This is a genomic window from Frankia torreyi, assembly GCF_000948395.1.
Taxonomy (GTDB): Bacteria; Actinomycetota; Actinomycetes; order Frankiales; family Frankiaceae; genus Frankia; species Frankia torreyi.
This window is the reverse complement of sequence record NZ_JYFN01000063.1, coordinates 1-14,001: the sequence shown is the minus strand read 5'-3', so window position 1 is coordinate 14,001 and position 14,001 is coordinate 1. Positions and strand designations below refer to the sequence as shown.

At 72.8% G+C, this 14,001-nt stretch carries 7 protein-coding genes and 1 pseudogene; 3 read left to right on the top strand and 5 right to left on the bottom strand.

Annotated features, from left to right (window positions below; translation table 11 throughout):
* Positions 1-65: 65 nt before the first annotated feature.
* The 3 genes from FF36_RS26160 to FF36_RS26150 form a co-directional block, all read right to left on the bottom strand.
* Positions 66-3,251, bottom strand: coding sequence for a protein kinase domain-containing protein (locus FF36_RS26160; protein ID WP_242422873.1), 3,186 nt, complete (start codon positions 3,249-3,251; stop codon positions 66-68).
* Positions 3,252-3,885: 634 nt separating this feature from the next.
* Positions 3,886-4,524 (bottom strand): response regulator, encoded by a 639-nt coding sequence (locus tag FF36_RS26155; RefSeq protein WP_044887848.1) that lies wholly within the window; start codon positions 4,522-4,524, stop codon positions 3,886-3,888.
* Between the two features lie 136 nt (positions 4,525-4,660).
* Positions 4,661-8,908 (bottom strand): hybrid sensor histidine kinase/response regulator, encoded by a 4,248-nt coding sequence (locus tag FF36_RS26150; protein ID WP_082122235.1) that lies wholly within the window; start codon positions 8,906-8,908, stop codon positions 4,661-4,663.
* 174 nt (positions 8,909-9,082) lie between these two features.
* On the opposite strand from FF36_RS26150, the gene FF36_RS26145 reads away from it, so the two are divergent.
* The 3 genes and pseudogenes from FF36_RS26145 to FF36_RS26140 form a co-directional block, all read left to right on the top strand.
* Positions 9,083-11,194 (top strand): SpoIIE family protein phosphatase, encoded by a 2,112-nt coding sequence (locus FF36_RS26145; RefSeq protein ID WP_044887847.1) that lies wholly within the window; start codon positions 9,083-9,085, stop codon positions 11,192-11,194.
* A 203-nt stretch (positions 11,195-11,397) separates the two neighbouring features.
* A pseudogene (locus FF36_RS39070) lies at positions 11,398-11,612 on the top strand (ATP-binding protein); the annotation flags it as partial.
* Position 11,613: 1 nt separating this feature from the next.
* Positions 11,614-12,255, top strand: a 642-nt coding sequence (locus tag FF36_RS26140) for an ATP-binding protein (RefSeq protein WP_242422872.1), incomplete at its 5' end; no start/stop codon positions are given.
* A 51-nt stretch (positions 12,256-12,306) separates the two neighbouring features.
* Here FF36_RS26140 and FF36_RS26135 read toward each other — a convergent pair.
* Both FF36_RS26135 and FF36_RS26130 read right to left on the bottom strand, forming a co-directional pair.
* Positions 12,307-13,329, bottom strand: a complete 1,023-nt coding sequence (locus FF36_RS26135; protein ID WP_052681450.1) for a C40 family peptidase — start codon at positions 13,327-13,329, stop codon at positions 12,307-12,309.
* Positions 13,330-13,398: 69 nt separating this feature from the next.
* Positions 13,399-14,001: transposase (locus FF36_RS26130; RefSeq protein ID WP_044887845.1), on the bottom strand; the 603-nt coding region annotated here is incomplete at its 5' end.

The window sequence follows — 14,001 nt, the reverse complement described above, 5'->3', positions numbered from 1 at the left end:
GTCGCACGGCGGAGTCCGTCGCAGGGTGGAGTCCGTCGCACGGCGGAGTCCGTCGCAGGGCGGAGTCAGTCGCAGGGCGGGTCGTAGCGACGGTGACCGAGCTGGCTGCGCCACTGTTCGCGGCTGATGCGGTCTCCGATCCGGGCGCACACCTCGTCCTGGGCCGCGAGCAGATCGAGCTGCCAGAGCCGGACGCCATCCCCGACCGCGGCCGCGAGGGTGCCGGCGGGCCCGGCGAGGCCGAGGGCGGTCACGCCGGTGGTGGCGCCGGCCGGCAGGGTGCCCCGGCGCACCGGCTGGGGCGCCGAGGACACGTCCCACAGCGTGATCTGACCGGCCGCGCCGCCGACGGCGAGCACCCGGCCGTCCGCGGACAGCGCAAGAGCCCCGGGCGGGTCCGCCGCGGCGCTCGGAGCTGGTCCGGGAGCAGGAGCTGGTCCGGGGGCGATGGACGCCAGCCGGCGCAGACCCCGCGGATCGCCAAGCCCGAAGATCTCCGTCTGGGTGCCGCGGGTGGTCGTGGTGGTCGCCGCGAACCAGCGGCCACCCGGGCTGACGACGATCGCCCGGACGTCGGCCGCGGCGGTGCGCTCCGCGCGGCTTCGCGGGTTCCGCGGATCGGTGACGTCCCACACCGCGAGGCGACCCGGGCCGCCGAGCACGAGTGAACGCCCGTCCGGGGTGAAGGCCAGGCTGGTGACGGCCGACGGTCGGGTCAGCACGACGAGGGCACGCGGCGAGCGTGGGCGGCTGACGTCCCACAACCGGACCGTCCGATCCGCCCCCGCCGAGGCGAGCATCCGGCCGTCCGCGCTGACCGCGACGGCCGTCCCGGCGCCGGCGTGACCGCGCAGGTCCGCCAGCGGCGCGACCTCGGCCGCGGCGGTGCGCACCTGGTCCAGCGCGCCGTCGCCCACCAGCCGTGGCGGGATGAGCTGCCACAGCCGGATCACGCCGTCCGCCCCGGCCGTCACCACGGTCTGCGGTACCGGGGCGGTGGCGGACGCGGATGGGCGCGGCACGATCGTGACGGCACGCAGCGCCGGCCCGGCCGACCGCGGGGCGCTGTCGGCGGTCTCGGTCACGCGCGAGGCGTCGACCGTCCCGGCGCCACCGGCGGCGGCCACGCCGGCCGGGGTGAGCTCCGCGGCGCTGAAACCGCGCCGGGTGCCGCCGGCGGAACGGCTGCCGGAGCCGGCGGCGAGCTGTGCACGGCCGGCGGCGTTCGCCGCGCTGTCCGCGGTCAGGTCGCCGACCCGGCGTACCCGCGTGGAATCGGCGATGTCCCAGACGGATCCGCCGGCATCGCCGACCGCGATCAGGTACCGGCCGTCCGAGGTGACCCGCAGGCCACGGATGGTTCCGGTCGACGCGACGATCTGCCGGACGCTCGCCTCGGCCAGGGCCTGGGCGGCCAGCGCGGTCGGCTCGAGCCGGTACGCGGCGACGGCAAGCTGCCCGGCGAGGTTCGGCTCCCGGTCGAGCAGGCTGATCGCGGCCGCGGCGGCACCGCGGGACGTCGCCGCGCCGCCGCGGTCGCGCACGGTGCCCAGGATCGCGAACGCCGGGATGACCAGCAGCGACGTCGCCGCGCCGAGCGACAGCGCGCGCCGTAGCCACCCGCGGTCCGGTCGACCCGGGTGCGGCGCCGCGACCGCCGGCTCCTCCCGGTCCCCGCCGGTCCCGGTGGTCTCCGTGGTGCCGGTGGTCTCCGTGATCCGGGTGGTCTCCGTGATCCCGGTGGTCTCCGTGACGGCGACGTCGCCCTCCCGGGGCGATCTGTCCGCCCCGGCCGGCCGGGCGGCGGTCGGCACGTCTCCCGTGCGGGCCGGGCGGGCGTCCGCCAGCTGCCGGATAGACGGGGACGACGCGCGCAGGGCCTGCTGGGGTATCGGCGTCCGCTGGCGCGGGGCCGGGGTGGGGGTGTCCGGTCCGGGCTCTGTCACGACCGCGGGCAGCGCCGGCCGGTCCTCGCCGGGCGGGTCGTCGCCGCTCACGCGTCGGGGCAGCGAGGCACCGGGCAGCGGGACCGTCTCGTCCCCGGACGGCTGCCCGGAACCGACCTGTGGGGATAAGGAGGTCGGGCCGGCCCCGGTCGCGGCCAGCGGAGATGTCGCCGCGACGGGCGACGCGTTCGCGGGGTGCGACGACATCCCCGCCCGCGAGACCGTCGCACCAGGCGAGATCTCGCTGCCGGCGGGCTCGGACTCCACCGCCGGCTCGGGCTCCACCGCCGGCTCGGGCTTCGCTTCGGACTCGGCACCAGGCTCCGGCTCGGGCTCCGGCTCGGGCTCAGGGTCGGACTCAACCTGCGGGGCCGCCTCCGCCCTGGGCTCAACCCGCGGGTCCGCCTCCGCCTCGGGCGCTGCCGCCGGCCGCCGATGATCGTCGGCGACCGATGCGGCGGCGGGTAGCGGACCGGCGGTCACCGTCGTCTCCCGGGCTGTCGCCGCGACGGCGTCGGCAGCGTCGTCGGGGAGTCCCATCACGCCGTGTTCGGCGACAGTCCGCGGGTCGTCCTCGGGAGCACTCACCATGAGGTGCTCGAGCAGGTCGACGGCGCGGGGCCGGCGTTTGGGGTCCTTGCGCATCGCGGCAGAGACCAGGTCGCGCAGATCGGGATCGAGCATCGACACATCGGGCTCGGCGTAGACGGCACGCTGGAGCAGAGCACGCGGCGTGCCCGCGCCGAACGGAGGTCGGCCGGTCGCGGCGAACAGCAGTACGCCGCCCCAGGTGAAGATGTCGGACGCGGCGGTCACCGCCTGGCCCAGAGCCTGTTCCGGACTGATGAACGCGAGCGTCCCGACGCCGGACGAGGAAGTGCCCGAATTGTCGGCGGAGACCACGTTCAACACTCGGGCGAGACCAAAGTCGACCAACCGCAACCCTCGCCCAGAAAGCACCACATTGGTCGGTTTCAAATCGCCGAAGACAATTCCTTCGCCATGGAGCGCGGACAGCGCTGCGGCAAGCCCCACGGCGAGCCGGGCGGTGTCGGCCGAGTGCAACGGACCGTCGTCCTCGACGCTGGCGGCGAGAGTCGGCGCGTCGATGTACTCGACGACCACGTAGGGGGGCCGGGCCAGCGTATCCAGGTCCAGGATCGCGGCGAGGCAGAACGGGGCCAGCCCCCGCAGATGATCAAGATCGGTGCGCAGCCGGCGACGGAACTCCGTGTCCCGCGCGAACGGCGCCGTGATCAGCTTGATGAGGACGGGCCGCGCGAGATTGTTACGGGCAAGAAACACCGGTCCGGTCCCGGCATCGACCAGCTTCCGTTCAANCGTATACGGACCGATAGTCCTGGGATCTAGCCCGGCAAGAGGCTGGGGAGTGCGCCGGGCAATCGCCATACGACGAAACCTCCTACGGCTGCACAAACCGGCTGGGCGGGCACGCCGGCGGATCTGGTCGACAAAAGCATGCTATCGGCGCGGAGCGAGGGCGGGGACAACATCCATTCGATCGCGGCGCAGTGTCAGCCGGGACACAGGGAAATGAGCGGTCCGGAACGGGCGGTCCGGTGCGACTGGGGGCCGATCTGGCGCTGGTCGGCGTCGCCAGCGCGACGAAGCGTGAGACGTCGGCAACGGATCGGAGCCTCCGCCCGTGTCCGTCACCCGCCCGCGACGACGGCGTGATGTGACCGACACAACGGACCGCCACGCGCCAGTGGTCCCCCAGGCGGGCACCCGCGCTACCCCGGGCCACCCGCCCCGACCGGCACTCCGACCGACCAGCACTCCGACCGACCGGCACCGCCAGGCGACCAGCACCGCCGTCCGACCGACGCCTCGGGTCACCCCACACCACAGCTCGACCCGGCGCCCCGACCCGCTCACCCGCAACCGCGGCGAACCAGACGGACGGCTGCGCGGGCGTTCAGGTGTTGTTCGAGCGCGCGAAGGGCTGCAGCCGGGCGACCAGACCGCGCACCTCGGCTCCGGCCGCGGCGATCGTCTCCTCGGCGGAACTCCCGCCCCCGCCTTCCAGCAGGACATCGAGCGCGATGAGCCGCTCGGCGACCTCCGTCATCAGGTCGAAGTCCCGGACCCGCTGATGAACCAGCTCGGACAGCCGCTCGTTCTTCTCGAACAGCTCCACGAACACACTGACCTTGGCCCGCAGCAACCACGGGTCGAACGGCTTCGCAATGTAGTCGACCGCACCGACAGCGTAACCGCGGAACGCGTGGTGCGGCTCCCGATCGATCGCCGTGAGAAAGATGATCGGGGTGTCTCGGGTGCGCCCGCGCTGCTTGATCCGATGCGCTGTCTCGAATCCGTCCATCCCAGGCATCTGCACGTCCAGAAGGATCACGGCGAAGTCGTCGACGAGAAGGCGTTTGAGCGCCTCCTCACCCGACGACGCCGTGACAAGATCCTGATCCAGCGAGGCGAGAATCGCCTCCAGCGCCATGAGATTGTCGGCCCGATCGTCAACCAGCAGGATCTTGCTGCGGGGTCGTTCCGCGGCCGGCCCGCCTTCGCCGTCGACGGAACCGCCGCTCCGCTCGGTCACCCGCCCGCCTCCTCCTTCGCGATCGCCTTGCCGGTCCATGGTGGGAGTCGCCACCCCACCACCATCGCTGATCGCTCCCGACGGCATCTCACCGCCCCACCGATAGACACCCGAATGCGCACCATACGCGATCTGATCAATACAGATACGACCGCATCACCCCGAGGAGGTGGTCGAGATCCACCGGCTTGGTGATGTAGTCCGTGGCGCCGGCGGTGATGCTCTTCTCCCGGTCCCCGGGCATGGCCTTCGCGGTCAGCACCAGTATCGGCAGGTCGGCGAAGGCGGGCATGTCCCGGATCATCGAGGTCGTTTCGTTGCCGTCCATGCCGGGGAGCATGACGTCCATCAGCACGAGGTGCACCGGCGCGGTGTCCTGCTGGAGGGTGCGGATCGCATCGTGGCCGTTGTCGGCGTAGAGGACCCGCATTCCGTACATCTCCAGGGCGCTTGTGAGCGCGAACACGTTGCGCACGTCGTCGTCCACGACCAGGACCGTCGTGCCGACCAGCGGGTCGGAGTCGTCGATGTCCCCCGCGGGCAGCCGGCCGCCGGTGTCGGCCGGTTCCGTCAGGAACGGGGTGCCCACCGCGGAATCGCCCGGCCGCCAGTCCGTGGTGTAGGCGGTCGCGGCCGGTGGCGAGACCCGGTTCTCGGCCGGACCGGCAGGAGCCGCGTCCCCGCCTGCCCCGCCTGGGACGCTCGCCGCGCCAGAGCCGTTGGCGGCGCCGGAGCCGTTGGCTCCGCCTGAGCCGTTGACAGCAGCGGAACCGTTGGCGGCGCCCGAGCCCGGGCCGGATCCGCCGACGGCGGTGGGCGCCGGCGTGGGCGCGCCGCCGCGCTGGCCGGCGACTCCGCCGATCCGGTCGGCGACCCCGTTGCGCCAGCCCTGCGCGGCCGGCGAGCCGGCCAGGGCCGCCCTCGTCGACTCGTTCTGGCCCCAGCCACCGTCCGCCGCGCCGACGATCATCAGAACGTCGTCGGGCTCCCCCGGCGTGACCCCGAAGGCCGGCATCTGCGCGAGCGGGACCGCCGGCAGGTAGAGGGTGAAGGTGCTGCCGTGCCCGACCGCGCTGGACACCGCGATCGAGCCGCCGAGCAGGCGAGCGATCTCCTTGCTGATGGACAGGCCGAGCCCGGTGCCGCCGTAGCGGCGCGAGGTGGTGCCGTCCGCCTGCTGGAACGCCTCGAAGATCATGCGCAGCTTCTCGGCGGCGATCCCGATCCCCGTGTCGCTGACGGCGAAGGACAGCACCGTGCCGGCCGAGCGCAGGTGCGACGCCAGGTGCGGGAGGTCGGGACGAGCGAGGGTGACGTCGAGGCGGACGGTGCCGCTGTCGGTGAACTTCACCGAGTTGGACAGCAGGTTCTTGAGCACCTGCTGCAGGCGCTGCTCGTCGGTGACGAACTCGGCCGGCACGTCGGCGGCGAGGTTGACCTCGAACGCCAGCCCCTTCTCGTCGGCGACGGGGCCGAAGACCCCGGCGACGGCGTCGCACAGGGCCGCGGTGCGCACGGTGGTCGCGTCGACGTCCATCTTGCCGGCCTCGACCTTCGACAGGTCGAGGATGTCGTTGATCAGGCCGAGCAGTTCGGAGCCGGCGGAGTGGATCGTCTCGGCGAAGTCGATCTGCTTGCGGGACAGGTTGCGGTCGGGGTTGTCGGCGAGCAGCTTGGCGAGGATGAGCAGGCTGTTCAGCGGCGTGCGCAGCTCGTGGCTCATGTTCGCCAGGAACTCCGTCTTGTACTGCGAGGACAGCGCGAGCTGCTCGGCCTTCTCCTCCAGGCCGATGCGGGCCAGCTCGATCTCGTGGTTCTTGTCCTCCAGCAGCGCCGCCTTCTCCTCCAGCTCGTTGTTGGTGCGCTGCAGCTCGACCGACTGCGACCGCAGCTCCTGGGTGAGCCGCTGCGACTGGGCGAGCAGCTCCTCCGTCCGCGCGTTCGCCATGATCGTGTTGAGGACGACGCCGATGGTGTCGACGAGCTGGTCGACCAGGGTCAGGTGCAGCTCGGAGAACGGCGTGAACGAGGCCAGCTCGATGACGCCGAGCACCTGGTTCTCGAAGACGACCGGGACGACGACGAGGTCGCACGGTGGCGCCTCGCCCAGCCCGCTGCGGATGTTGAGGTAGCCGGCGGGCACGTGCTCGACCCGGATCCGGTTGCGCTCCAGCGCCGCCTGGCCGATCAGGCCCTCGCCGAACAGGAACGTGCCGTCCGAGCGGCGCCGGGGCACCGAGCCGTAGCCGGCGACGTAGCGCAGCTTGTCGCCCTCGATGAAGTCGAGCAGGTAGACGGTGCCCTGCTGGGCGTTGACCGCCGGGGTCATCTCGCTGATGATCATCTGGCAGACCGCGTAGAGGTCGCGCTGGCCCTGCATCTTGCTGCCGATGCGGGCCAGGTTCGACTTCAGCCAGTCCTGCTGTGCGTTGAGCTCGGTGGTCTCCCGCAGCCGGGCGATCATCTGGTTGATGTTGTCCTTGAGCTCGGCGACCTCCCCCTCGGCCTCCACCGAGATGGACCTGGTCAGGTCGCCGCGGGTGACGGCGGTGGACACGTCGCCGATCGCGCGGAGCTGGATGGTCAGCGTGGAGGCGAGCTGGTTGACGTTGTCGGTGAGGTCCTTCCAGGTCCCGGCCACCCCGGCGACCGTGGCCTGGCCGCCGAGCTTGCCCTCCACGCCGACCTCCCGGCCCACCCGGGTGATCTCCGCGGCGAACGAGGAGAGCTGGTCGACCATCGTGTTGACGGTGTCCTTGAGCTCGGCGATCTCGCCCTGCGCGGTGACGGTGATCTTCTGCGACAGGTCGCCGCGGGCCACCGCCGTGGTGACCAGGGCGATGTTGCGGACCTGGCTGGTCAGGTTGCCCGCCATCGAGTTCACCGACTCGGTCAGGTCCCGCCACACCCCCGAGACCCCGCGCACGTGCGCCTGCCCACCCAGCGCGCCCTCGGTGCCGACCTCGCGGGCCACCCGGGTGACCTCGTCGGCGAACGAGGACAACTGGTCCACCATCGTGTTCAGGGTGTCCTTGAGCTCCAGGATCTCGCCCTGGGCGGCAACGGTGATCTTCTGGGACAGGTCGCCGCGCGCGACCGCGGTGGCGACCAGGGCGATGTTGCGGACCTGGCTGGTCAGGTTGCCCGCCATCGAGTTCACCGACTCGGTCAGGTCCCGCCACACCCCCGAGACCCCGCGCACGTGCGCCTGCCCACCCAGGTTGCCCTCGGTGCCGACCTCCCAGGCGACCCGGGTCACCTCGTCGGCGAACGACGACAGCTGGTCGACCATCGTGTTCAGGGTGTGGGCGAGGCCCGCGACCTCGCCGCGGGCGTCGACGGTGATCTGCCGGGTCAGGTCGCCCCGGGCCACCGCCGCCGCCACCTCGGCGATGCTGCGGACCTGGGTGGTGAGGTTGCCGGCCATGACGTTGACCGAGTCGGTGAGGTCCCGCCAGACGCCGGAGACGCCCTTGACCTGCGCCTGGCCGCCCAGCTTGCCCTCGGTGCCGACCTCCTTGGCCATCCGGGTGACCTCGTCGGCGAACGCGGAGAGCTGGTCGACCATCGTGTTCACGGTCGACTTCAGCTCGTGGATCTCGCCGCGGGCGTCGACGGTGATCTTCTGGCTGAGGTCGCCCTGCGCGACCGCGGTGGTCACCTGGGCGATGTTGCGGACCTGGCTGGTCAGGTTGCCCGCCATCGAGTTCACCGACTCGGTCAGGTCCCGCCAGACCCCGGAGACGTCCTTGACCTTGGCCTGCCCGCCCAGGTTGCCCTCGGTACCGACCTCGCGGGCCACCCGGGTCACCTCATCGGCGAACGACGAGAGCTGGTCCACCATCGTGTTCACCGTGGTGCCGATCCGCAGGAACTCCCCGCGCACCGGCTGGCCGGCGATCTCCAGCGCCATGTGCTGGGACAGGTCCCCCTCGGCCACCGCGGCGATGACGCGCGCGACCTCGTGGGTCGGGCGGGCCAGGTCGTCGATGAGGGAGTTCGCTGCCTGGGTCATGTCCGACCAGCCGCCGGGGCTGCCCTGGTCCTCCATCCGCAGGGTGAGCCGCCCGTCGCGGCGGATCACCTTGCTGACCCGGGCCAGCTCGCCGGCATGGCGCTCCTGGATGGCGGCCAGCTCGTCGAACTTGCGCACCACGTCGCCGGCATACCCCTCCCGGGCCGGCAGGCGGGTGGCGAAGTCGCCCTCGCACAACCTGGTCAGACCGTGCAGGAGATCGGCGATCAGCTCATCCGACGAGGTGCGCGATGTCCGGGTCTCGTCCACGTCGCGGGTCGCATGAGGGACGATGGTCGCGATAGCGTCACCGCCGGGTGCAACGGGATCACGGCGAGCCGGGGCCTGCTGGTCGTCAGTGGAACTCATCGGTCTCCTACCTGAGCTCGGTCGGCACGATCGTCTCGGACGACGGGCCGGGCGGAGGAGCCCGGGCCAGGGGCGGTCTCCTCGGGGCACCGGCGTGGGCGGGCGTCGGTGGACAGGTGACACCAGCCGCCAGTATCCGCCTCACGATGGACAACGCAGGAGAGACTGAGCGACATGAATGGCGTAGGAGGGGGTCCGACGACGCCGACGCAGGCCATCACGCTGCCGCCGACGCCCGATTCCCCTCGGTCCGCGCGGCGCTTCGTGCTCGAGACGCTGCACGGCCGGCTCGACGACGACCTGCTCGACTCCGCGCTCCTGCTGGTCACCGAGCTGGTCACCAACGTCGTCGTGCACGCGGGCACCGCGGCCACCGTCGACGTCCGCCAGGAGGGCGACGGCGTTCGCGTCGGCGTCGCCGACCGGCACCCGGTGCGCATCGGCATGGCGCGGGTGAAGAAGGTGGACGTGCCGCGCCCGCCGTCGGCGTTCCCCGAGGAGGCCGACTTCGGCCTCGACGGGCTGCGCGAGGACGGCCGCGGCCTCGCCCTCGTCGACGCGCTCGCGACGAGCTGGGGCACCGAGCACCGTCCCGGCGGCAAGACCGTCTGGTTCCGGCTCGGTTCCGCGGACGTCCCGCAGGAGGACTCCACCGCCGACGACGAGGCGGTGATCGTGCCGGCCCAGATGCGCCCGGCACGGCTCATCGCCCGCGACACCGCGCGCGCCCTGACCGCCGAGGGCGAGGTGAACGAGCTTCTCGCGCAGCTCGTCGACGCCCTGACCGTGACCGCCGGGCTGGTGCGACGCCCCGGCCGCGACGGCGGCCGGGTCGAGACCGTGGCCACCCTTGGCGTCGTCGGCGAGGCCGACGAGGCGGTGGCGTTCCCGCTGGACCCGACCCAGTCGAGCCTCGGCGAGCTGCTGCTGTGGCCGGCGCCCGGGGCAGGCCCGGCCGGGCTCGACGTCGACCGCATCCGGCTGGCGACCCGGTGGATGGCGCTGGCCCTCGGCGGCGGCGACATGCGCCGCGCCGAGGAGCGCCGGATCGGGATGCTGTCGTTCCTCGCCGAGGCGTCCGACCTGCTCGCCGGCAGCCTCGACCTCGGCCATTCGCTGGCCCTGCTGGCCCGGCTGCCGGTCCCCCGACTCGCCCAGTGGTGCGCGGTCTACCTGCATCGGGAGAACGCCGATCCGGCGCTGTGGTCGGCCGCCCACGCCGAGGAGAACATGGCCGGCGCGCTGAGCACGGCGGCGGCCGACCCGGGCGGGGTGCTGATGGCCGCGGTGCGCTCCGCGAGCGGCGACCGGGTGCACTCGCTGACCGCGTTCGGCGGCCCGACCCTGGTGATGGTGCTCAAGGCCCGCCGCCGGGTGCTCGGGGTGCTCGCCCTCGGGCGCCCGGAGGGCAACGCGTTCGCCGCCGACGAGATCGACCTGCTCGCCGACCTCGCCCGCCGGGCCGCGTTCGCCATCGACAACGCCCGCCTCTACAGCCGCCAGGTGGAGCTCGCCGGCACGTTGCAGGCCGGGCTGCGCCCGCCGGACCTGCCGATGATCGAAGGACTCGATCTCGGCTCCGCCTACGGCGCCGCGCAGTCGGCCGGTCTGGACGTCGGCGGGGACTTCTTCGACCTGCTGTGGGGCCCGCTGGGCTGGACGATCGCCATCGGCGACGTCTGTGGCAAGGGCGCCGAGGCCGCGACGGTCACCGGGGTGGCCCGCGCCGTCCTGCGGCTGCTCACCGGGCGCGGCACCGACCTCGGCGAGGTACTGCTCGAACTGAACCGGACACTGCGTGACGCCGCCTCCTCGCACCCCAACGGTCAGGGCCGGTTCTGCACCCTGGCCGCGGCGTCGATCACGGGCCCCGCGAGCCTGCCCGGCGGGGGCCCGGCCGGGGACGCGCAGGCCGCCGGAATCCGGCTGCGGCTGTTCCTCGCCGGGCACCCCCAGCCGGTGGTGCTGCATGCCGACGGGCACGCCTCGCTCGTCGGCCGGCCCGGCACCCTGCTCGGCGTGCTCGACGACGACGAGGTCTCCTTCCCCGGCATCGACGTCACCCTCGGCGCCGGCGAGTCGCTGGTCTTCTACACCGACGGGGTGATCGAGGCCCGCGACGGCCGCGACCTGCTCGGCGAGGATCGGCTGCTGGCGGCGGTCGCCGGGTGCGCGGGGCTGTCGGCGCAGGGCATCGCCGACCGGGTGCTCGCCGCGGCCGAGCGCTTCGCCGGCGGCAACCTGCGCGACGACGTCGCGATCCTGGTCGCGCGGGTACCCGGCTGACCGGCCCCGGGTGGTGGCGACGGCCGTCACGTCCCCCCGCGACGAAGCCGGTCGGCGGCCATAAACGCAGGTCCGGCGTCCACAGCAAGATCGAATGCCGAGTGGGCATCGCCCCAAGGGGTGCGATCCGGATTCCGAGGCTTCAATCGGCCCTGAGCGGGTACACGATGAGCGATGTCCTCGTTGTTCAGGCTTGGTGGTAGATGAGCGCGTCTTCGGTTCCGATGGACGTGGTTCGGCAGGCGACCTCGCGTTGCCCACCCGCGACCCACATACTCGCCGAGCTTCCCTATCTGCCCTCGGCCGTTCCCCAGGCCCGTCGGGTCCTGCGGGAGGGCATGCGGATGGCGCAGCTCCCCGAGGACGTCCGCAGCACCGCCGAGCTGCTCGTCAGCGAGCTCGTGACCAACGCCGTCAANTACGGCCAGCCACCGTTGTGGCTGCTCATCGAGATGCGCCCCGGGCTGATCCACGCTTCCGTCTCGGACACCTCGACCGTCCTGCCGCAGCGGCGCACGGCCGCGCCCGACGCCGAGGGCGGCCGCGGCCTGCTCGTCCTCGACGCCCTCGCCGGAAGCTGGGGGACGGTCATGGCGGAGTCGGGCAAGTACCTCTGGTTCGACCTGCCGGTGCCGCACGAGCCCGCCCCCGCCGGCGACGGCGAGGCCACGGCGACGGCCTCCCGCGACGGCGACCGCACCCCGGCGTCCGCCGGCACCTCGGACCCGACGGATTCCACCCGGGTCGCCGCGGGACACCCGCACCAGGGGCGTTCCGATGGACCCGCCTCGCCGTCCACGCAACCGCCGTCCACGCCACCGCCGTCCACGCCACCGCCGGACAAGGCTGCGCCCCCCGCCGCGCCGCGGGCCGCCCTGGTGTCTTCCGGCCTGCGCGCCGACGGGCCGACGGCGACGCCCGCGGCATCCACGACCTCCGCCATCTCCCAGCGGCGGTCCCGCCCCGGTTCGGGCAGGATCCGGCCGGCCATCTCCGGGCCGGGCGTCCCCCGATCGGACGACGGCCAGCCCGACACCAGGATCATCACCCGACTGTTCTGAGGCCCCGGGGCCGCCGCCCATGGAAGCGCGCAGGCGCCGGGCCGGCGCGACTCACTCCGTCGACAGCGCCGACGGCCTGGTGACCCGGGTGACCTTCTCGTAACGATCCAGTGTCACGATCTTGACCACGTCGCCGGTGTGCGGGGCGTGCAGAACCTGGTTGCCGCCAAGGTAGATGCCCACATGCCCCGGATTCGAGGGGGTTCCGTCCGATCCCGCGGCGAACAGCAGGTCCCCCGGCTGCCAGGCCGACAACGGCATCAGCGCGATGCTCGGACCGGAGGCGTCGACCTGGTCGTAGGTCGTGCGGGGCAGTCTGACCCCGGCCGCGGCGTAGGCCGCCTGGACGAGCGAGGAACAGTCCCAGGCATCCGGCCCGTTCGCGCCGAGCACGTAGGGATCACCAAGCTCACCGCGCGCGAAGGCGATCGCGGCCGCGGCCGCCTCGGTCGCCGGTCCGATCGGGGCGCTCGCGCTGCTGAGCGCCGCGGTCATGCCGGGCACGGCGGCGAGGATCGACTCGACGTAGCTCTGGGTCTCCGAAAAGGGCGGAACGCCCTGGTAGGCACGCACAGCGCCCGGGCCGGCGTTGTAGGCGGCGAGCATGAGCCGTACCGGGTCCCCGGGCACATCCGCGACCGCGGCGGCCACCGAGCAGTCGTAGGCGGCCGCAGACGGGATCGCGTCGGCGGGATTGAGAATGTCGGCCCGGCCGTCCCCGTCCCCGTCCCGGCCGTGGCTGGCCCAGGTGCCGGGCAGGAACTGCGCGATGCCGAGGGCGCCGACCGGTGATCGAGCACCGGGCCGGAAGCCGGACTCCTGCTTGAGCTGGGCGGCGAGCAGACCGGGACTGAGGGTGGCGCAGGTCTGACCGGCACTGAGGATCGCGCCCACGTAGGCGCCGGGGATCGTCCCGGCGTCCGCGTACTGGCCGGTTGCGCCGCCGGAGTCCCCGGAGATCGCCCCGCCGAAGATCGCGACAAAGCCCACGACCAGCACCATCGCCGATCCGGCGAGGATGGCCGCCAGCGGTGGCGTCGATGCTCCCTGCGCCGGCATGGTCTCGACCGCCATCGCCCGGGATCCACCCCCTCATCACGAGTCAGGACGACTTGATGCTGATCGCGGTGAAGACTCTGCTGCTTAATTCGGGGTTTGGGTTGCGAGTTGGTGGCTGAGGCGGGTGATGTTGACCGCGGTGGCGGAGAAGGCGTGTTGGAGGCGGGTCTTGGGTAGGCCGCAGTAGCGGGCGTAGCGCAGGCCGGTGACATCGAGGGCCTGGTTGATCGTGCCCTCGATCCCGGCGCGCAGCGCGTACCGGGTCTTCCAGGTGTCCGTGGCCTGTTCGGCGCGGGCGGCGGTGAGGGTCTCGTGGAGTTCTTGGGGGCGCAGGCTGAGGTAGCGGGTGCCACGCGCCGCGGTGGTGCACTCGGTGCGGGTGGGGCAGGGGTGGCAGTCGGTGTGGGCGAACTGCACGACGATGGCGTCCCGGTCGTGCTGGCGGACGGGGTACCAGCCGGTGCTGGTGTGGCCTTGCGGGCAGCGGGCCTGGCGGGCTTTCCAGTTGATCCGGAACGCGGCCTTGTCGAAGCCGGCGCCGGCTCTGGCCTGGGGTGAGTGGTCGAGCAGGGCGGGGGTGACCATGGTGATGCCGCGGGTGGCGGCGTCGTGGATCAGGTCGGCGGAGGAGTAGCCGGCGTCGAGGTAGTGCTCGGCGGGGGCGAGGCCACGCTCGGCGAGGGCGGC